Genomic DNA, 18498 nt, shown 5'->3' on the forward strand with positions numbered 1-18498 from the left:
TTATTCCCGCTCCGATTTAACCTTTTTAATATATCTATCAGTTACAACATTTCTTGTTATAAGAATAGAATCAATACCACAATTACAATATAAATATCACCTGTATTGAGAGAGAATTTACATTCCAGAAAAATAATAACGGACGCAAATATTGAAAACCCGATAAAAAAGTCTATTTCTCTATAAAACCCATTATTATTAAGAATGGTTAACTCTTCGTTGAATAAAAAATGCCAATGACGTTCCATAATTCTGGAGATGAACTTCACAAGTCATTGCGTATAACAGGAGGCGTTATGAAACATCATGCTTTTATACTTTGGTCATTACTTACTTTTTCATTCCATGTTTTGGCCAGTTCAGACCATTGTTCTGGTTTACAACAGGCATCATGGGAAATTTTTATCTACGATTTTGGTAGTAAAACCCCGCAACCGCCTGCAAGTACCGATAAAAAGCAAGCCAGGCAGATTAGTTCACCGTCCTGCCCGACGACAAAACCCATGATGTCCGCACCAGTCAACGACGCCAGGAAAGGGAATACTTTCTCCAGAACATAATGTTATTTATCTACAATATCTACAATGCTGCCGAACGACTACTTTTAGCCATCCGGAAATCTTGATTGCCATCAAATATAGCTGGCATTATTTTTCCTGACGTGTATAGTGCGCCTCGTTATCCCGTTTAAGGAATTTGTTTGTCTCGTAAAATGACAGGAATTGTCAAAACCTTTGATTGTAAGAGCGGTAAAGGTCTCATCACCCCCTCCGATGGACGCAAAGATGTTCAGGTCCACATTTCAGCATTTAGCCAACACGAAACAGAAGCGCTTATCCCCGGTATACGCGTTGAGTTTTGTCGTATTAATGACCTCCGCGGACCTACCGCCGCCAACGTTTATCTTTCATAATTCGTCACTCGGCATTTTTTCAGAAAAATTTAGCGAGTCCGTATACCTCCGCAGTCTGCTATGAGGCTTTGCCTGAAAGGCTGCAGAATGTTTTCAGTGGCGAAAATCTAAAGGATTTATTTTGCTAATGACTCCTGTGACCTCTTTTATCATATATCAGGTGTCAGCCCCCTTCTCACTTTGTTTAACGTGAAGAAATGTACAGCCGTTTTTCACTGTGATAGCATCTAATATTGCAAAAGTATTTAACGCTATATACCCATCGTCACAGGAGTGGCAGGCTGCGCGCGTTTAACCGAAGTATTTATGTGATTCTATCGGAATTATCTCTATTGCCGCTCAATGCTACGTCATATTCAGTGGGTATAAATCGCCAATATAGTTGTAACGCTATTTATTTTTAGGGTAATAATTGAATGACTTTGCTTTCAGGAAAAACCACACTGGTTCTCTGCCTCTCCTCTATTTTATGTGGATGTACGACGAACGGCTTACCCGCACCTTATAGTATTAATGTGTCGTTCCCAGTCATTACACAAAACCAGATTAATTCCGGTGGTTATTACATAAATGACGCGGAACAAATTCGGACAACTGATGGTCTGTGCCTTGATACAGGCTCAGATCAACAGAATCGTTTGACGCTGCGGGAGTGTAAGCATGTGCAATCTCAGCTTTTCTCATTTCACCGAGACAGAATCACGCAGGGTGAGAAATGTCTGGATGCTGCAGGACAGGGTACGAAAGAAGGCACGCCAATCATTCTTTATTCATGCACGGGTAATGATAACCAGCGCTGGCTCACTGATGATAACAAAATTAAGGGGAAACAGAGCCGAAAATGCCTGGGCACAAATAGCATTATTGTCAGAAAAGGCGACCCTGTTGTGTTGGCCGATTGCGATTTTAGTCGCGCCCTGGAATTTACCATCAGGTAGCAGGACACCGCTGTGAAGAGAGAGCCGCTAACCTCATGACACGACAACAGGTTAGCGACCTTTACTTCCACGTGCGATCAATTTACTTTACGTCCGCAACGTCAGGATGACAAAACGGCGGCTAAACCTTGACACCGGTTATATACCCAGCTTAAATACTGGTCATCCAACCAGTAAAAAGGAAATGGCGATGTTCGTCGAACTCGTTTATGACAAGCGAAATGTTGAAGGTTTGCCAGGCGCACGCGAAATCATCCTCAATGAACTCACAAAACGCGTACATCAACTTTTTCCCGATGCGCAAGTGAAAGTTAAGCCAATGCAGGCGAACGCATTAAACAGTGACTGTACAAAAACCGAGAAAGAACGGCTGCACCGTATGCTGGAAGAGATGTTTGAAGAGGCTGATATGTGGCTGGTCGCCGAATAACGTCCCCTCCTGCGAAAGCGACATATCCGATCGAAAACAGCGCCCTGAGGCGCTGTCTGTGACGATATAACGCAAACGCCACCACTCAGAACATGTAGCGGAAGTTGGCGTTTATCGCGTGGTCAATATGCTATTTGCCAAATGCCGACTGCTCCAGCGCCAGTCCTTGCCACTGAACGTTTTGCCCAGTGCCACGCCTGTAAGCCCTATCAACGAATTATACGTTTTGCTGCGCATCGACACTATTGGTCACGGTTTTACAGTAAAAACGGTACCTGTTCTCAGGTTTTTCCGGCGTCAGTGCACCGTTATAATGGTGAGGTCTGACGCTGTTGTAGTCGTTCAAGATGTAACCATTAATTTGTCCGGTGTTCTTGTTCATTAAGTCACCTGTTTTGTGTTGAGGTGAGAAGATCACCTTTAATCAGGTGACTAAATTTACTGTGTCACTACAAGAGTGAGAATAGATGAAATGTTACCTTCCACACAGGGATATAATAATCCTGGTAATGAAAAAATTATGTTTACTTATAAAGTACCAATGATATCGAATCTTTCTTTCCGCAAATAAATCAACCCAATACAGTTACAATGAGTTAAGCGAATGGAGTTTTAAATTCAGTTAGCTATTTATCTATAGTTGTCTCTTTAGTCTTAACAATAATTAATTGATTGTACTGAATAAACTATCATTTTACCTCTGTAATAGACATCTATTTTAGTTTTATTGACGTTAGACTATGTATCTTACTACCTGCACAAGACATAGAACCAGAAACAAGTCAGGCATAGCCAGAATAAAATCAACGTCATGAAACAATGGGTTATGAACACATATATCATTCAGATAAAAAAGTAATAATCGGGAGAGTAGATATCATGAAAAAACCTGTTTTTTTCCTTCTGACCATGATCATCTGCAGCTATATTTCTTTTGCCTGCGCTAATATCAGTGACTACAAAGTTATGACCTGGAATCTTCAGGGCTCTTCAGCATCTACAGAAAGTAAATGGAATGTCAATGTCAGACAGCTTTTAAGTGGTACTGCCGGTGTGGATATTCTTATGGTACAGGAGGCCGGTGCTGTTCCCACCTCAGCGGTTCCTACCGGACGACATATTCAGCCTTTTGGAGTGGGTATTCCCATTGATGAATACACCTGGAATCTCGGAACCACCAGCCGTCAGGATATAAGATATATCTACCACTCGGCTATTGATGTTGGAGCACGCCGTGTTAATCTGGCAATAGTTTCCAGACAAAGAGCGGATAATGTTTATGTCTTGCGTCCGACAACTGTCGCATCTCGCCCCGTCATTGGCATCGGACTGGGTAATGATGTTTTTCTGACAGCGCACGCACTGGCTAGTGGAGGTCCGGATGCTGCAGCTATTGTCAGGGTTACCATTAATTTTTTTAGACAACCTCAGATGCGGCATTTATCCTGGTTTCTTGCCGGGGATTTTAATCGCAGCCCAGACAGACTTGAAAATGACCTGATGACTGAGCATCTGGAACGAGTTGTAGCCGTACTCGCACCTACAGAACCCACGCAAATTGGCGGTGGTATTTTAGATTATGGGGTCATTGTCGATCGAGCACCTTATTCACAAAGGGTTGAAGCATTACGTAATCCACAACTCGCTTCTGATCATTATCCCGTAGCCTTTTTGGCACGAAGCTGTTAATGAGTAAATAGCGTTGACGACATGTACTTTGAGCGTAAGGTGCAGAATATATATTTATTATAAGGTAAAATTATGAGTTGTTTTACCAGTCCAGCAATTATGGAAATGTTAGGTCATTATAAATGGCGTGTTTATGAGCCATTCAGGTTTTATCTCAGTGAAGATAAAAATGATGTCATTGAAGTACCGGTAGGATTCGTTACCGACCTTGCCACTGTTCCGCGTATTTTCTGGTCATTATTACCACCGGATGGTGAATATGCCAAAGCGGCAATCATTCATGACTACCTGTATCATTATCCATTACGTAACAGAAAAGAGTCCGATCTCATATTCCTGGATGGAATGAAAGTTCTGGGCGTGCCAAAATGGAAAAGGATAATAATGTATTTAGCCGTAAGAATATTTGGCTGGAAATACTATCATTCTCATACCATACAACATAATTAATTTCTTGTTTTTAACACACAAAGAACTATAGAAAAACCTGACGCCTTAATATAGTAATAATGAGACTTAGTGGCTTTCACCAGTTCTCTGTGTGAATATATCATTATATGCTATCATCACAAACCGCCATAGTGGTAAGTAAGGGAATTACAACCTTACCCGTTCCTTTATCCATCCATAAACAAATGACTCATTCGCCTGGCGCTTTTCAGCTAACTCCAGATAGCGTTGTCCCTGACTACAATTCAATGCCCGGATAAGTATCATTTCGCCCTCATCTCTCCGGTGAGAGAGAAAAAATGTTAGTGCCGAAAGCGTCCGTGGCCCAATCTGACCATCTGCTATCAAATCCGGATAAATTTTTTGCTGATCATTAAAAACATTAAGCCAACGCTGGAAGTACTTAATCGGGATTGAGGGTCCCATGTTCACACCAGTATCACAAAGCTCAGCTGCGATAGAGTGAGAGATAATGGCAACCTGATCAAGTCGTGGACCATACCAATAATCTGCCTCAAGGATTTTTAATGCTTGATTACGGGTAAGATTCCGCATATCCCCCATATAGCCATTAGCCCGGGCCGTCGTCAGGGTTATACCCCAATGCGTTGGTCCCCCCCTGTCGTCAGGGTGATCAACGTAACCACCTTCTCTACTAAGGATAGCTGCAAAGATTTCATCTTTAGTCATAATGACTCCTTCTAATATTAATAAAATACGTACCTGAATGCTATGATTGATAATGCAATGAATCTGATAAAAAACTTATTGAAGTATATAAACTTAAGTGGATAGCCAACTTAATAAACAATATTAACCAGACCACTAATAAACGGTCTGTTTAATTTAATAGGCAACATAGGTAAGTTTCATTTATTTAGAAAGTATAAGTTCTATTACAGGTCTTGCATCATAAAAAGACATGTTGTATACGTCAGCTCTTTGCCCTCGATGTGATTGACATACGCTACCTATTGAAAAGCATGAACTTATTAATGGGCCGAATGCATCAATTCGTTGTTGGGTATACGTCTGCGGTTCCGGAAGAAAAGGTATCACGCCAGGATTAGACGTAGTGCTTAAACCTAAATAACTGGAATTCATTGTGCTTACACCATCCTTTACCAGACCTGTTGCGCTATCATAAACAAGCGCCACGGCCTTTTGAATATTCTCGGGTAAAATAGATAATGTGGAAACATACTCTCTTTGCAATCGCATCATCGTTTTTTCATAAGCATTAAAGTGACCACCTTGCGTTTCCAGATAGGTGATGGATGGGAGCAAGCTGTAGAAATTATTATCTGCACGAATCTGATATCTGTATAAATTACCTTTGAATGTTGAGCGAGAATAGTACGCTCTGGCTATAGCATATGTTTGATTAACACTTGAGGTTGTTGCAATATAGCGACTGTCACTACTTCCACCACTACATGACCTTCCACTGATAAATTGCTGAAAGTTACGGTTATACCCAAGTAGTGAAAACCCATCGCGAAAAATAACGTCCGGCGGGGTTGAGTCCACACGATACACAAAATCTACTGCATAGTTATTAAAGCTAACTATAGATAAGGTTAAGAATATTAACTTTTTCATTATTTCTTCTCCCCTCTTACTTGGGTCCAAAGCATTGTGTCGCACTGCACGATGATAGTCCCACAAGAGCATTTGCTGAAAAGGTATTTACAAAAAGCGGATAGGTCCAGATATTTTTTTGAACATGAATCCTTACGGATTGCCCTGTACTATAAAAATATCTTGCCTGGTCAAGAAGTTCTTTAAAGGAGGGTGCCCATATGCTCTGCTTTGATACCGCACATGCAACAACTGGTGTACCACTACCGTTAGCTTTAACCGTTTTTATGCAAAAATAAGGACTAGTATCTATCTGACCAACATGTAATTCACTGATAACTTCGTCTGAGTAATAGGCGTTCGTTTTATCTCCTGTCCACTCAGCGCTGGCATTAAAAGAATAAATGAGAATTAATAATGTATAAACAGGCACAAACTTATTTATATACATACTACTCTCCTGTACATTTAAAATAATTAACAAAGCACAAATTTATTATATCTCATCACATCAAAATTCAGTCTATCATGATTTACTTCAACACAATGTTACCAACCACAACAAACACTCAAATTACTTGTGAATAGCAATTAATACATATATAAAAAATTTCATCACTGATAATAAGCCACACCTATTTTATCAGTTACAGAATTTCTGCCACGGTAATAACACAGGTACTTCCGGCTCATATTGATCGCCGTCGTCTGTCTACTGGTTTTTATTTTCAGCAAAGCAGGACATAACTCATTAATAACTTGATGATTATTTAACAAGCCCACCCTCTGTAAGAACGTTCTGGATAACTATCAGATCACTATTATAGGATCAAAGAGTGGGGAATAAATCATTATCATCCAACTGAATCATGGACGACATCTTATTAACTGGCAATCTTTTTCCAGTGTAGTGATCCTACCCGCGTAATCAGTCTGTACCCTCCAGGTAAAGTGTCAGGCAATTTAGCCAGCCTATTGTTGATAACCGCCATAAAAGTAATATGTTCAGGAAGATGATCTAATAAAATTGTGAGCTGTAGGCCGCTGAGATCTAGTATAAAGCAATGATATTTCAAACATTCACGCATCCAAGTTTGTTGCGCGAAAATTTACCTAAAGAAAAAATAATAAGCCTTAATATTTTTACAGTATTTCAACTATACCAGAATAAATGTGCGTAGATGACGTAAAAACCTGATGAGCAGGAATATCGATAGCCAGTAAATCACTCCTGTGGTAATGCAGGCCACCTGATGACTGTGAAGGTCGCTTCATCTGAAGCGCCGCTGAAGTCCAGCGATTTAAGTGAAAAGTAGCCAGCAGGAGCTTCTGCTGGTCCATATTCCTCTATTTTGCCAGGCCATACTGAAGTGCCACACAGGTATCTGCCAGAGCGGTCCTAAGCTAATAAATATAAAAGCAGTTACTGCCTACCTCAAGAAATATGCGCTCATGATCATTTAAAGCTCTTTTCAAGAAACTGATAATAAGCTTGTCAATATAATATTATGCAGTCTCTATTAAGCGCCTGGTTTATTTGTTTTGCATAATCATATAGTTGACTTTTCGAGTAAGAATTTTCTTGCAAAGACAAATAAACGTGTTTTATATCTCTAAATAAGCATACATCACCATGGATATGAGCCTCTATATAATTCCCTTCATAGCCTGTACCATAATTAGAGTGAGCTAAAAACTTTTCGCCCTTAGCCATTTTAACCAAACTCTTAAAGCAATTATAACCAAAAAAATCATTTTGACAGGATGCGATCAGGTTCTCCATATGCCAAAATGTAGATAATTTACTCGTATCCAGACCAAATCTGTGGCCGTAGGTATCAAAAGGTGAAAATGTACAATTTGTTTTTACATTATCATTTAATTCAAAAAATGATTTCCCATAGGCGCTGGCACCTCCATTTTCACCGTTCAGAAAGTCCAGTGCAGCATAAATTGGTCTGCTTGTAGGGCTAAAGGTTCTACTATTGGGAGTATATGCTACGGAAAAACCGCCTGTCTGACCATATGGGGCATAAGGTGAATCTGCAAGCTTCTCCAGTTCAAATGCTTTAGTTTCAACTGAATCACGTCCGACATTATAAGCAGGTAAATCGCCTGGTCTGCAACCTAATGCATAAGAGTTCAGATATTCTTTATTTTTTAAGAGAGAGACAAAGTCAATTTTTGCTGCATTAAAATTTATTGTCAGCCGGGCATTTTGTAAAACATCCACCATCTTATTTAGCAAGAGAGCGCAATCTATTTCGGCACCACACTCACGGCTTATCCGCCTGAGCGCTTTTTCTCTTATTATGTCAGCGTCGCGCTGACACCTGGAATGAATATGCGCAAGTACTTGTTTTCCAAAAAGGCGACCATACACCTTTTTACGCTCTTCATTGCTGATACCGCAAAATACTTCGTCAAAAGAAAGCCTGTACGCTGCGCTTACAGAACCTCTCGCCGCTCTGCTTTCTGGAAATGGCGGAACATCTTCAACAACATTTTTAACTTGCTGAATGTCTGAAGACAGAGGAGTATGTCCGACATTTTTTTCCTTATCTGTTTCCAGATATTGCGGAACCTTTACACTTCCACTATAGCAGATAGGTTTGAGCATATGTCTCCTGAATTTTTACGACTAATAGTATTCACTTTCGCTGACGTATTCTTTATCAGGCTGATATTTCAACACTTCTTAGCCGCCTTGTAGAAGTGCAAATAAAGCATACTAATAATTTCATAAAATACTTAATCTACCCACTATTGCAGTCTATAAATTATCACCTTTTATTGAAATATTATCCTGATAATAACAACAAATCTGATAAGGCACTTTCAAAAAATAGCCAAACCACACATCATAAAGAAAACCACTACAATCAAAATCGGTAACTATCAATTTTCAGGGAGTCTCAGGTTACCATGACGATCGGGGTAAAGGATGGATTACTATTGCGGTCTGAATTGAGGGAGTTTTGATAAATTATTTTGATAACCGTTCGAATACTAATAATAAAAACGGGAACGTTAAGTCCCCGTTTTTATTTTAACAATTATCGTTATTACATATTTGCGATAATCGCGTCGCCAAACTCACTACATTTCAGCAGCTTAGCGCCGTCCATCAGACGTTCGAAGTCATAGGTCACGGTCTTCGCGGCAATCGCGCCTTCCATACCTTTAACAATCAGATCCGCCGCTTCAAACCACTGCATATGACGCAGCATTACATTGCCAAAAACATACCAACCATTTGATAAAGTTGAAATTATCATTCTTCCTACTATCAAAAAAATCCAGTAACTGTCTTTTACAACTCATTGATTATCAAAACGTTGATTTTAGTTTTGGGGAAGAGTTTTCTTCAAGATTCCAATTTTTTCACGCCAGTACATTCAACATGATGCTACTAGTGGCAACCCCCAATAGTGAAGCTTCTACATTGGTTGAGGTCGCTCGAAGAAACACCGGAACAGCCACTCGCATATCCTCTTCTATACTTTCAGTCTGACCGACTGGAGGTTTCATATGTGTGGACGCTTTGCACAAGCACAGACCCGCGAAGAATACCTGGCATATCTGGCCGATGAAGCCGAGCGCGATATCGCTTATGACCCTGAACCTATAGGCCGGTACAACGTGGCGCCCGGTACCAAAGTTCTGCTGCTCAGTGAACGCGACGAGCAACTGCATCTGGATCCGGTATTCTGGGGATTTGCGCCCGGATGGTGGGATAAACCACCGCTGATTAATGCACGGGTTGAGACTGCGGCCACCAGCAGAATGTTTAAACCGCTATGGCAACATGGCCGAGCTATCGTGTTTGCTGATGGTTGGTTTGAGTGGAAGAAGGAAGGCGACAAGAAACAGCCGTATTTCATTCACAGAAAGGACGGGAAGCCGATATTCATGGCTGCCATTGGCAGTACACCGTTTGAGCGCGGCGATGACGCAGAGGGATTCCTGATTGTTACCTCCGCAGCTGATAAAGGTCTGGTAGACATTCACGACCGTCGTCCTCTCGTTCTGTCACCTGGCACCGCGCGAAAATGGATGCGCCAGGGCATAAGCGGGAAGGAGGTAGAGGAGATAATTACTGATGGTGCCGTGCCGACAGATAAATTTACCTGGCACGCCGTGAAGCGCGCCGTTGGCAATGTGAAAAATCAAGGGGAAGAGCTGATCAAACCCGTCACCTGACTATTGGCAGATCGGAAAATCTGGTCGTATACCGAGGTGAAAGCATTTCTCGCTTCATAGCCCACTGTTGCGACATCCCCTGCCCGGCGAAGTACAGCGTCCCCTTCCCGTCTTTTGCATTAAGATGGTCCAGTACTTCCATCAACTTCGCACTATCGGCGCGCGGCGCGTTATCGTCGAAAAGGTTGAGTTGCACTACGCCCTGACTGAAGAAGTCTCCCCTGTTTCACCTGTGCATCATCAGTGCTGTCTGATGTTGTTTGTCCGGGAATATCTTTGTTCACCGCACCACATTCGCCTGGTGCGGTGAATATCGTGCTCAATTAAGACGCCACCGGGCTGTCAGATAGCTACCCAGCACCTCATCCACAAGAGCGCGCAGGCCATCCAGAAATTCTTTTTTCGCACTATCCATCGCACTTACTCCGATAGTACGTTCTGCATCGGTATCGTCGACCAGCCCGGACGATTTCAGCACTTCGTCATACAGCTTCCGGTACGTGCCTTCATAATCCGATATTTGCTTTTCACGAAGCGCGTTAAAGCGTTCCGGCACTTTGCGTTCCAGCACGCTGTGTAACGGCCCCCACTGCAGTATCCATTTACTGAACCCGCTGTTTTCAGCGGTTTTCACCTGAAGCTCCGCAGCCTGAAGGTCTGAAACCGTCACGCCGGAAACGTCAAAGAAACGCATTTCTGACGTCACGCTGGTCAGCTCAAGTGATTCCTTCAGCTTATTCTGGAACGCCAGATAGACTTCAACATCATCGGCCAAGGCCAGCGTTCCGGCCTTTTCCCGGGCAATCTGTTCCAGTTTTTCCAGACGGAACATCTCACGCCCCGTGGAAACCAGCCCCTGGAGATTGTTGTCGTATTCCCCTTTTTCTGCATTATGTACCAGTTGTACGTTATTCATCTGGTGCAGGGCATGTGTGACCCGGTCCTCGCAGGTTGATGTTGCCTCTGTTGCCATGGCAAAGGTTTTTGCTCTCAGCGCAGCATCTTCAGCCAGTTGTGTCAGCCAGGATGATATCTGTGCCTTAAAGCCCGCGTCTTTTTTGAAGTTTTCCGTCTCACGCAGTCTGTCCAGGACGAGGCTGAAGGCGGCGGCGTTATCTTCCAGTCCGAACGCCTGCCATCTGTCTGCCTGGGCCGCTTCCCCCTCCCGTGCAGACGTCAGCCAGTCAGCGGCCGCCAGGTGCAGTGCCCGTGCTTCCCGGGGGGCGGAGGCCCCCGCCATATCGAATAGTATCCTGGGGCCTGAATAGCCTGGTGCGCTGGTGATGTCCCGCAGCGCCTGCAGAGTGCGTTCAGACAGTGGATTCCCGTCCAGATATACGCGTGCCGCTGAAGACAGACCCGTGAGGCTTTGCGGCAGGCGGGTCAGCTGGTTATGAGAGACATCCAGCTCCTGTAGTCCTGGCGACATCTCCGGCAGGCTGGTCAGCCGATTATTATAGGCCCACAGCTTCTGTAGTCCTGACGGCAGCGCCGGCAGGCTGGTCAGGTTGTTACCAGAGACCCTCAGCTCCCGTAGTGCTGGCGGCATCTCCGGCAGGCTGGTCAGCTGGTTATTAGAGACCGCCAGATCCCCTAGTCCTGGCGGCAACGTCGGCAGGCTGGCCAGCCAATTATTATAGGCCCACAGCTTCTGTAGTCCCTGCGGCAGCGATGGCAGGCTGGTCAGTTGTAGGTTACCAGAGACCTCCAGCTCCCGTAGTCCTTCCGGCAACTCCGGCAGGCTAGTCAGATTATTATCAGGAATAACCAGTGTTGTAATATGCGGTGGTAAACGGTCTGGTAAGGTGGTAAGACCTGACGCTCCCACGTTAAGCACTGGATTGCCGTTATTCAGGCAATCACGCATTTCCTGTACCACTGCTGCGCGGCCGGGTGACTCTCCTGCTGGTGCATCCCTTTCCCATTTTGACCAGACAGCATAATACTCTGCTGCCGTCTGTGAAGCCGTTGTGGCAGGGCGGAGGGATGTCCCGGATGCCCCCTCCGCGAATTCTGTGCATTCCTCTCTCTGTTCTGTGTCCATGATGAAGTCATGTGCTTCACTGTACCCCTGACAATTCACGGTATAGTTCCCGGCATCATCAAGAGTGATTGACAATATCTCCTTGCTGTCTGCATCCAGAATACAGAACTGATTTATACCATCCCTGTTACACTGAATATTCTCCTCCCACGCGGGGAAGGTAAGCGCTTTTAAACGCTCAAACTGGCTGCTGATATGATCAGGCAACATTCCCCGGGCCGGATGGCAAAGTTCAGCGAGACACTGTTGCGCTTCTTCGTAATTTTCCTGCGGGAAAAAAACCTGAATTTTTTCCCATACAATTTCTTCCGGAGATGCCTCTGGTGCCGCTGCACCAGCAATAGCCTGCATACTTACAGAAGGTTGTGTATTGCGGATATTAAACATATTCCACTGCCTAATTTACAGCACAATGAAAAGAGATTAACGCAGACACACGCATCAAGCCTTCAATTAACGATATATATTTAGCAATAAACGACAAATAACATACAATTAGTTGTATTAGCTCAGACCTGATCTGACAGTTACCGGTTATTTATACAGGTATCTGTCAGATTACATCTGGCTTAAATTCTTCTCAGACCAGATGCGTTTTCCATCAAGTAACGTTTCCATCGGCGTCCGGCCACAGCACATTTTTCCCTGATGGGTTCGCTCATTATTATAGTGAACCAGCCATTCATCAAGATCCGATTGTAATGTATCAAAATCGCCATATAACTTTTTGCGGAACGTCACCTGATAAAATTCGTTCAGTATCGTTTTATGGAACCGCTCGCAGATGCCATTGGTCTGCGGGGACATCGCCTTCGTTTTCGTGTGTTCGATGTCATTTATCTCCAGATAAAGCTGATAATCATGATGTTCCACTTTGCCGCAATATTCTGTACCCCTGTCTGTCAGTATCCTTAGCATCGGCAGGCCCTGAGACTCATAAAACGGCAGTACACGATCATTCAGCAAATCAGCCGCTGTAATCGGCGTTTTGGTGATATAGAGCTTGCAGTGAGCCACCTTCGAGTATGTATCAACGAACGTCTGCTGATAGATTCGCCCAACGCCTTTCAGGCTGCCCACGTAGAACGTGTCCTGTGACCCCAGATATCCCGGATGAACGGTTTCAATCTCACCACAGGCTTCATCATCACTGGCTTTACGCTCCAGCGCGGCGATCTGGCAGTCAGTCAGTTCAATGCCATCGCGGGCCACTTTTTCTTCCAGCGCTTTCAGGCGTTTTTTGAAGTTCTCAAGGTTGTGGCGCAGCCAGACGGAATGGACACCACTACCGGAGATAAAAACGTCCTGTTTGCGCAGTTCGGTGCTGACCATGGGCCGGGAACGCAACGGCATAATCAACAACAGCTTGCTCAGTTGCCTCATCGGTACGGTTCTTAAGGTTAGGTACGCGGCGACTACGATTTATCAGCGCATCAACGCCGCCTTCATCGGCTAGTTCACGATAACGGTAAAACGTATCGCGCGAGACGCCCATGATTTTACAGGCTTTCGACACGTTGCTGAGCTCTTCAGCCAGATTGAGCAAACCGGCTTTGTGTTTGATGACGGGATTGGTAGTATGAAGCATGAGAGTTACCTCGTGTTTTGTATAAGGATTCGACACCCATATCAAAACCGGTAACTCTCAACCTTTCAAGGCCATGTGTCAGATCAAGTCGCGACTAATACATTTAATAAGAGAAAACATATTATTACCCTCATAGTAAACAGTATTAAATAAGCCGGGATATATCTGATGTTCAATCAGTCCCTCATATAGGGTTAGCACCTTAGCGAGTCGTTTTCACAAAAAATATAGACTGTTGAAACTTTATTTATCACTTTGATATTTGCAATACATGACATATGAATAGTTTCAGCCGCCATTATAGGGAAAGCTCCATTTCCATACTCGTTTACTCACTTCTCCCTGCGGAAAAAGAAATGCAGTATAGCCAGCGTGGTGCTTTTGCTGAAACCAGGCGCGAGCAACACGGCAATGATGATCGGCGTCAGAATGAGTTCGGAATCGGCATTGGCAAACAAGGCGCGCAGTCGTTAATACCCACCAACAGTTCCGGCAGGACTGCGATAATGTCGTAAGAGAGGCCTTCAGCCAGGCAAAACAGCGCTACGGTGCGCCCCCGGCTTGCTGAGGAAGTGAACTTGGGGCCTGAGGTACAATGTAAAAACGATAGCGTCCAGCCTGCGCCGTCAGGGTCTGCGGCGATCTCAGTCCGGAGCAATTTGAAAACCAGAACCTCGCTTAAGGCTGTGTCCACAATACGCGGACAGGATCAAAACTGTCAGTGTGGCTGGCTTACAAGAATGAAGTGAAGTTGATTGATATAACAAACACTCCTGATAATGTTAACTGGCCTGTTCCTCCGGGGGAGCGAGCCAGCCAGGATTTGAAGAGCACATGAACTCACTTTCATATGAATTAATTTACATGGGAAATAAAATATAATAGTGCTTATCATTTTTATTTAAGTTAAATATTTTATAAATGGTTTTTATTTACTTACCTGATGGTAATGAATAACGTTTAATATCTATAGTAAAGGATGCTGTAACCGTAAGGATAGTGTGCCACAATTTAATAGGTAACATATTATGAAACACGTTAAGAGCGTATTTTTAGCAATGGCTTTAATATTACCATCCTCACTATATTCTGCTCTTACAATAGCGGCAGACTCCCAAGATCAGCAAAAAGCAGAAACAATTAAGCCCATACCACCTAAGATGTGTAGTCTTTGGCCTGCGGACGTGCCCTTCCCCGAAGATTGGTTTAAAATGTGTAGAGGTTATTGAGTATAAATTTATATATACTAACCAGTAACCATATCAGTTATGACAGACAGGCCTTCTTCATATTTGCTATAAATAAGGCCTGAGCTTTCCTGACAAATTATAAACTACTGGCTGGTTTCTCCGGCCAGACAGGCTTTAAAGTATCAACACGGTTTACCTGTACCCGGTACTTTCTCCATGCCAGAAGAGAAGCTTTTTCTTTATCGGTTGCTTCGTCCAGATCCACTGCATCCTGTAACGGCGCGATTTTTTCAGATGCTATTTGCAGGAGCCTGTTTTTGGTTTCTTCCGCCTGACGAAGCTGCGCTGCTTTTTCAGCCGCTTCGTCTTTTACCCAGACCTTAGCCTTACCATCCCATTTCTGGTATTCACCAACTGGTGAAACTGATGTGACATTTTCGGGCAACGGACCAGGCTCGGAGATATAAACCTGATTGCCGGTTGTTGTGTCGTAAACCGTCTCGCCGCGGTGATCCTCCTGCAGACTCCACGTTTGGGTTTCAGCGTCAAAAACAGCTATATGACTGGAGGGAATATCAGGAGGGGCGAGATCAGTACAGTTTGCCGGTAATCCCGTGTGCGGCGGGATATATGCATCACCTGCGCCAATAAATTCGTTTGTATCTGAACGAAGATTAAAAATTTTAATTGTCTGCGCCTGTTCGCTCATTTTAAAAGTCATTATGCCAGCCTCACTATGTAGTTAAATGCAATATTTTTAACCGTGGTTTCCGCATTACCGTCTGCGTCCACAATAACGACGTGTCCGTGTGGACCGATATACATGGTGTGCTCATGTCCTCCGATATAAACTGTATGTGCATGGTCGCCAGCGGCCTGTGTCCATGCACCACCTCCAGGCTGAAATGAGGTGTGATTGGAATCTCCCCAGTATGAATTGATATAACCGCCGAACTGGTGAGTATGATTGCCCGTGGTATTGGTCGATTTCGTGCCGTAATCAAAGGATGAGGTAGATTTTGCCCCTAAGTCAGTATCCTGCGCCCGCGCGGTGTGCGAGTGCGATTTATTGCCGTCCATTTCTTGCGACAATACGGCACGTCCACTGATGGGCTTACCCTTTATTGTCCAGCCTCTCATGTCAGGGATAACGCCGGACGGATACGCTATAGCCAGTAACGGGTAAGCAGATTTATCGAAGGACTGCCCATACATAAAAGCATAACCACCATCCGGGAGCACATCAGACGGCCATGCAATCGCCGCCCCTACTGGATGCGAATCCGGAGGTGGGTTTAGTGTGGTGTAGAGCATTGCCCATTCGGACCACTCAGCATCGGCGGTATCTCGATGACTGCGAATATATGCGGGCGCTGGCGCACCGTTTGTCCCGCTCCAGCCAATGAGGATTTCCCCATCACCGGCTCCGGTCAGACGTAAAATATTTCCGTATTGCGTCGGATAGCCATTGTTGTAAACCTCGCCCATTATCAGGCCACTATCGCTGCCTCTTGTCGTACCAGTCAGTGCCGGAAGCGCGCCGCGTGATGCCAGTCTGTTCGCTGCAACAGCCGTACCTGATGCAGGGAGCGCTCCGATATTTTGTACAAACAGCGGCTTTTCCGGAATATCGCCACCGTTCTGTGATTTTAGTAATGCATCGGCGGCGTGATTTATGGTTTCCCGTAAACCAACGTATTCGATAAGACCGTCAACGCTTTTTCCTGACAGCGCCGTCAGTGTATCGTCCAGCGGCTGCTTGCCCGCTAGTTTATTCAGTACAGTGGTGGCAAAGTTCGGATCGTTACCCAGCGCGTCAGCCAGTTCTTTCAGCGTGTCCAGCGTTTCCGGCGCAGAACCAACCAACTGTGCTACTTTCGCAGCCACAAACGCTGCCGTGGCAATTTCAATACCTGCAGCTGTGGTTTCCGGAGTTGGTGCTGTTGGCGTACCAGTCAGTGCCGGACTGTCCAGCGGGGCTTTAGCCTGCACCTCACCTATAACGGTTTTTACCGCCTTTGGTGTGGCTGCCAGCGCTTCGCTGTCACTGTCCGTGGCACTGCTTAACTTAACGATACCTTTTTTCGTCAGGCTGGCATCTTCCAGGGAAATCACGTCCGCGATGTCTTCTGCCCGTTTTGCGGCATCTTCTGCTCTGGTGGCTGCTGCTCCGGCAGCAGTACTGCTTTGCGCCGCCAGTGATGCGCTGGTATCAGATGCGGCGGCGTGATTGGATGCCTCCGATGCTGATGACGAGGCGGCTGTTGCGCTGGCCGCTGCTGTACTTGCTGACGTTGCTGCGTTTGTCTCAGATATTTTTGCTGCGGCTGCCGATGCGGCTGCCGCCTTTTCCGACGCTGCCGCCGCAGTGGCTGACGCACCTGCATCACCGGCACTGGAAGCCGCCTGCGTTTCTGACGTCTTCGCGGCGGTTTCGGATGCTCCGGCGCGCGCTGCTGATGTCTGCGCCGCCGTCGCGCTGGCGGCTGCGGCAGCAGCTGAATCGCCGGCGGCAGTACGGGAGACATCTGCATTCGCTTCAGATGTTTTCGCTGCGGCTGCCGATGCGGCTGCCGCCGTTCTGGCTGTGTCAGCCGACGCCGCGCTGGCTGATGCCTCCCCGGCTTTTGTGGTCGCCGTACCTGCGCTGCTCTCCGCAGATGCTGCGGATGAGGCTGCCTGTGTGGCTGATGCTTCTGCCGCTCCGGCTGCATTCACTGCTGCCGTGGCGCTTTCCGCTGCCTGACCTGCTGATGTCTGCGCCTGTTCAGATGCCTGCCCTGCGGCGGTGGCATTCCGCGATGCCTCCGATGCCTGGCGGGCAACTTCTTCCACCATCGCCTCAAAACGTCGCAGCGCCTCCGGGCGGACGTCGTCTTCCGTCATGGCCCCCAGAAAATCATTCAGGGTGCCCGGTTTTGAATCATCGTAGACCGTAATAACTCCGGCATGTGACGGGGGATACCCTTCCACCAGGAGCGTGACTGTGTACTGCCCCTGCTCCACATCCATGCTGTAGCGCCCGGCGTCATCCGGATTTTCCGATGCCACCGTATTCACGACCACCGTCGTACTGGTCCGGCAGGCCTTCAGCTGAATGGTGCAGTTCTGTACCGGCGTTCCCGTACCATCTTTCAGTACGCCGGAAATAAGTACTGGCATATTGCCTCCATAAAAAAGCCCGCCCGCAGGCAGGCTTCAGATTCATTCACATCTCAGCACTGATTATCCGGGTCACGTAAATATGCCGGCAGCGAACACTGGACGCTCCGCGTGATTATTTGTCCCTTTGCCTCGCGGTGCTGTTTCTGCCCGCGGTCAGTACCGGTATAAATCCGGGTCTGGTTTTCAATATTGCTGTTACCGCTTCCTCTTCCGTTATCGGCAACGGCAGCGGTGGAAAATAAAACGGACAGGGAAACCCCTGCCGCCAGCGAAATTACGCGCGACATAGTCATATCTGTTCCTTGTT

At 45.6% G+C, this 18498-nt stretch carries 18 protein-coding genes and 6 pseudogenes; 9 read left to right on the forward strand and 15 right to left on the reverse strand.

The window, feature by feature from the left end:
* Positions 1 to 296 precede the first annotated feature (296 nt).
* The 4 genes from pagD (at position 297) to msgA (ending at position 2281) form a co-directional block, all read left to right on the forward strand.
* Positions 297 to 560 carry a virulence protein PagD gene (gene pagD / locus ACLJPE_RS05200; RefSeq protein WP_039513205.1) on the forward strand — a complete coding sequence of 88 codons (264 nt, stop codon included), beginning with the start codon at positions 297 to 299 and terminating at the stop codon, positions 558 to 560.
* A gap of 140 nt (positions 561 to 700) precedes the next feature.
* Positions 701 to 913, forward strand: a complete 213-nt coding sequence (gene cspH, locus ACLJPE_RS05205) for a cold shock-like protein CspH (protein WP_039513203.1) — start codon at positions 701 to 703, stop codon at positions 911 to 913.
* A 416-nt stretch (positions 914 to 1329) separates the two neighbouring features.
* On the forward strand, positions 1330 to 1851 hold the full coding sequence (locus ACLJPE_RS05210; RefSeq protein ID WP_001529093.1) for an RICIN domain-containing protein: 522 nt from the start codon (positions 1330 to 1332) through the stop codon (positions 1849 to 1851).
* A gap of 190 nt (positions 1852 to 2041) precedes the next feature.
* Positions 2042 to 2281, forward strand: a complete 240-nt coding sequence (gene msgA / locus ACLJPE_RS05215) for a virulence protein MsgA (RefSeq protein WP_000497451.1) — start codon at positions 2042 to 2044, stop codon at positions 2279 to 2281.
* A gap of 144 nt (positions 2282 to 2425) precedes the next feature.
* Here the strand turns inward: msgA and ACLJPE_RS05220 are convergent.
* Positions 2426 to 2524 (reverse strand): annotated as a pseudogene (locus tag ACLJPE_RS05220) (hypothetical protein); the annotation flags it as partial.
* The gene (locus ACLJPE_RS05225) at positions 2499 to 2663 is read right to left on the reverse strand and encodes a hypothetical protein (protein ID WP_039513200.1); all 165 of its coding nucleotides are present in this window, start codon (positions 2661 to 2663) and stop codon (positions 2499 to 2501) included. The pseudogene ACLJPE_RS05220 and the gene ACLJPE_RS05225, both read right to left, overlap by 26 nt.
* Positions 2664 to 3160: 497 nt before the next feature.
* Between ACLJPE_RS05225 and cdtB the strand changes: the two genes are divergently transcribed.
* Both cdtB and ACLJPE_RS05235 read left to right on the forward strand, forming a co-directional pair.
* Positions 3161 to 3970, forward strand: a complete 810-nt coding sequence (gene cdtB, locus ACLJPE_RS05230; protein WP_001529135.1) for a cytolethal distending toxin S-CDT — start codon at positions 3161 to 3163, stop codon at positions 3968 to 3970.
* 72 nt (positions 3971 to 4042) lie between these two features.
* Entirely contained in the window at positions 4043 to 4420 is a 378-nt protein-coding gene (locus tag ACLJPE_RS05235; protein ID WP_001277616.1) for a DUF1353 domain-containing protein, read from the forward strand.
* 147 nt (positions 4421 to 4567) lie between these two features.
* On the opposite strand, the gene ACLJPE_RS05240 is transcribed toward ACLJPE_RS05235, so the two are convergent.
* The 6 genes and pseudogenes from ACLJPE_RS05240 to ACLJPE_RS05265 form a co-directional block, all read right to left on the reverse strand.
* Complete coding sequence (locus tag ACLJPE_RS05240) at positions 4568 to 5110, reverse strand: glycoside hydrolase family 108 protein (protein ID WP_000158843.1); 543 nt, start codon at positions 5108 to 5110, stop codon at positions 4568 to 4570.
* Between the two features lie 183 nt (positions 5111 to 5293).
* Positions 5294 to 6022 carry a typhoid-like toxin S-CDT ADP-ribosylating subunit PltA gene (pltA, locus tag ACLJPE_RS05245; RefSeq protein ID WP_000733298.1) on the reverse strand — a complete coding sequence of 243 codons (729 nt, stop codon included), beginning with the start codon at positions 6020 to 6022 and terminating at the stop codon, positions 5294 to 5296.
* Positions 6023 to 6038: 16 nt separating this feature from the next.
* The gene (gene pltB, locus ACLJPE_RS05250; protein ID WP_000275698.1) at positions 6039 to 6452 is read right to left on the reverse strand and encodes a typhoid-like toxin S-CDT binding subunit PltB; all 414 of its coding nucleotides are present in this window, start codon (positions 6450 to 6452) and stop codon (positions 6039 to 6041) included.
* A gap of 774 nt (positions 6453 to 7226) precedes the next feature.
* Positions 7227 to 7307 (reverse strand): annotated as a pseudogene (locus ACLJPE_RS05255) (tail fiber assembly protein); the annotation flags it as partial.
* A 189-nt stretch (positions 7308 to 7496) separates the two neighbouring features.
* Positions 7497 to 8621, reverse strand: coding sequence for a type III secretion system effector SopF (sopF, locus tag ACLJPE_RS05260; protein WP_024155303.1), 1125 nt, complete (start codon positions 8619 to 8621; stop codon positions 7497 to 7499).
* 445 nt (positions 8622 to 9066) lie between these two features.
* Positions 9067 to 9234 (reverse strand): annotated as a pseudogene (locus ACLJPE_RS05265) (isocitrate/isopropylmalate family dehydrogenase); the annotation flags it as partial.
* Positions 9235 to 9532: 298 nt separating this feature from the next.
* Between ACLJPE_RS05265 and ACLJPE_RS05270 the strand changes: the two are divergent.
* Positions 9533 to 10204, forward strand: coding sequence for an SOS response-associated peptidase (locus tag ACLJPE_RS05270; RefSeq protein ID WP_000334551.1), 672 nt, complete (start codon positions 9533 to 9535; stop codon positions 10202 to 10204).
* On the opposite strand, the pseudogene ACLJPE_RS05275 reads toward ACLJPE_RS05270, so the two are convergent.
* The 4 genes and pseudogenes from ACLJPE_RS05275 to ACLJPE_RS05290 form a co-directional block, all read right to left on the reverse strand.
* A pseudogene (locus ACLJPE_RS05275) lies at positions 10197 to 10424 on the reverse strand (DUF4113 domain-containing protein); the annotation flags it as partial. The gene ACLJPE_RS05270 and the pseudogene ACLJPE_RS05275 sit on opposite strands and share 8 nt — an antisense overlap.
* A gap of 99 nt (positions 10425 to 10523) precedes the next feature.
* Positions 10524 to 12635, reverse strand: coding sequence for a type III secretion system effector E3 ubiquitin transferase SspH1 (sspH1, locus tag ACLJPE_RS05280; protein WP_001520226.1), 2112 nt, complete (start codon positions 12633 to 12635; stop codon positions 10524 to 10526).
* Between the two features lie 171 nt (positions 12636 to 12806).
* Positions 12807 to 13836, reverse strand: a pseudogene (locus ACLJPE_RS05285) (IS481 family transposase).
* A gap of 332 nt (positions 13837 to 14168) precedes the next feature.
* Positions 14169 to 14294, reverse strand: a complete 126-nt coding sequence (locus tag ACLJPE_RS05290) for a hypothetical protein (protein ID WP_000457876.1) — start codon at positions 14292 to 14294, stop codon at positions 14169 to 14171.
* On the opposite strand from ACLJPE_RS05290, the pseudogene ACLJPE_RS05295 reads away from it, so the two are divergent.
* A pseudogene (locus ACLJPE_RS05295) lies at positions 14285 to 14487 on the forward strand (IS3 family transposase); the annotation flags it as partial. The gene ACLJPE_RS05290 and the pseudogene ACLJPE_RS05295 sit on opposite strands and share 10 nt — an antisense overlap.
* A gap of 377 nt (positions 14488 to 14864) precedes the next feature.
* A complete protein-coding gene (locus ACLJPE_RS05300; RefSeq protein ID WP_014344029.1) occupies positions 14865 to 15065 on the forward strand; it encodes a PagK family vesicle-borne virulence factor in 201 nt (66 codons plus the stop codon).
* A 97-nt stretch (positions 15066 to 15162) separates the two neighbouring features.
* Here the strand turns inward: ACLJPE_RS05300 and ACLJPE_RS05305 are convergent, their stop codons facing one another.
* The 3 genes from ACLJPE_RS05305 to ACLJPE_RS05315 are packed head-to-tail and all read right to left on the reverse strand — an operon-like array spanning position 15163 to position 18484.
* Positions 15163 to 15747, reverse strand: a complete 585-nt coding sequence (locus tag ACLJPE_RS05305; RefSeq protein WP_000143179.1) for a tail fiber assembly protein — start codon at positions 15745 to 15747, stop codon at positions 15163 to 15165.
* On the reverse strand, positions 15747 to 18188 hold the full coding sequence (locus tag ACLJPE_RS05310; RefSeq protein ID WP_039513193.1) for a phage tail protein: 2442 nt from the start codon (positions 18186 to 18188) through the stop codon (positions 15747 to 15749). The genes ACLJPE_RS05305 and ACLJPE_RS05310 overlap by 1 nt, the downstream gene beginning before the upstream one ends.
* 53 nt (positions 18189 to 18241) lie before the next feature.
* The gene (locus tag ACLJPE_RS05315) at positions 18242 to 18484 is read right to left on the reverse strand and encodes a hypothetical protein (RefSeq protein WP_000178853.1); all 243 of its coding nucleotides are present in this window, start codon (positions 18482 to 18484) and stop codon (positions 18242 to 18244) included.
* Between the last annotated feature and the right edge of the window lie 14 nt (positions 18485 to 18498).

Origin of the sequence: Salmonella sp. SAL04196, from assembly GCF_046550835.1 — a bacterium.
In the GTDB taxonomy this organism is placed as follows: domain Bacteria; phylum Pseudomonadota; class Gammaproteobacteria; order Enterobacterales; family Enterobacteriaceae; genus Salmonella; species Salmonella enterica.

Bases quoted from the DNA above. Each gene is read 5' to 3' on its own strand.
- pagD (WP_039513205.1), top strand. From the start codon at position 297: ATGAAACATCATGCTTTTATACTTTGGTCATTACTTACTTTTTCATTC.
- ACLJPE_RS05210 (WP_001529093.1), top strand. From the start codon at position 1,330: ATGACTTTGCTTTCAGGAAAAACCACACTGGTTCTCTGCCTCTCCTCT.
- msgA (WP_000497451.1), top strand. From the start codon at position 2,042: ATGTTCGTCGAACTCGTTTATGACAAGCGAAATGTTGAAGGTTTGCCA.
- ACLJPE_RS05225 (WP_039513200.1), bottom strand. From the start codon at position 2,663: ATGAACAAGAACACCGGACAAATTAATGGTTACATCTTGAACGACTAC.
- cdtB (WP_001529135.1), top strand. From the start codon at position 3,161: ATGAAAAAACCTGTTTTTTTCCTTCTGACCATGATCATCTGCAGCTAT.
- ACLJPE_RS05235 (WP_001277616.1), top strand. From the start codon at position 4,043: ATGAGTTGTTTTACCAGTCCAGCAATTATGGAAATGTTAGGTCATTAT.
- ACLJPE_RS05240 (WP_000158843.1), bottom strand. From the start codon at position 5,110: ATGACTAAAGATGAAATCTTTGCAGCTATCCTTAGTAGAGAAGGTGGT.
- pltA (WP_000733298.1), bottom strand. From the start codon at position 6,022: ATGAAAAAGTTAATATTCTTAACCTTATCTATAGTTAGCTTTAATAAC.
- pltB (WP_000275698.1), bottom strand. From the start codon at position 6,452: ATGTATATAAATAAGTTTGTGCCTGTTTATACATTATTAATTCTCATT.
- sopF (WP_024155303.1), bottom strand. From the start codon at position 8,621: ATGCTCAAACCTATCTGCTATAGTGGAAGTGTAAAGGTTCCGCAATAT.
- ACLJPE_RS05270 (WP_000334551.1), top strand. From the start codon at position 9,533: ATGTGTGGACGCTTTGCACAAGCACAGACCCGCGAAGAATACCTGGCA.
- sspH1 (WP_001520226.1), bottom strand. From the start codon at position 12,635: ATGTTTAATATCCGCAATACACAACCTTCTGTAAGTATGCAGGCTATT.
- ACLJPE_RS05300 (WP_014344029.1), top strand. From the start codon at position 14,865: ATGAAACACGTTAAGAGCGTATTTTTAGCAATGGCTTTAATATTACCA.
- ACLJPE_RS05305 (WP_000143179.1), bottom strand. From the start codon at position 15,747: ATGACTTTTAAAATGAGCGAACAGGCGCAGACAATTAAAATTTTTAAT.
- ACLJPE_RS05310 (WP_039513193.1), bottom strand. From the start codon at position 18,188: ATGCCAGTACTTATTTCCGGCGTACTGAAAGATGGTACGGGAACGCCG.
- ACLJPE_RS05315 (WP_000178853.1), bottom strand. From the start codon at position 18,484: ATGACTATGTCGCGCGTAATTTCGCTGGCGGCAGGGGTTTCCCTGTCC.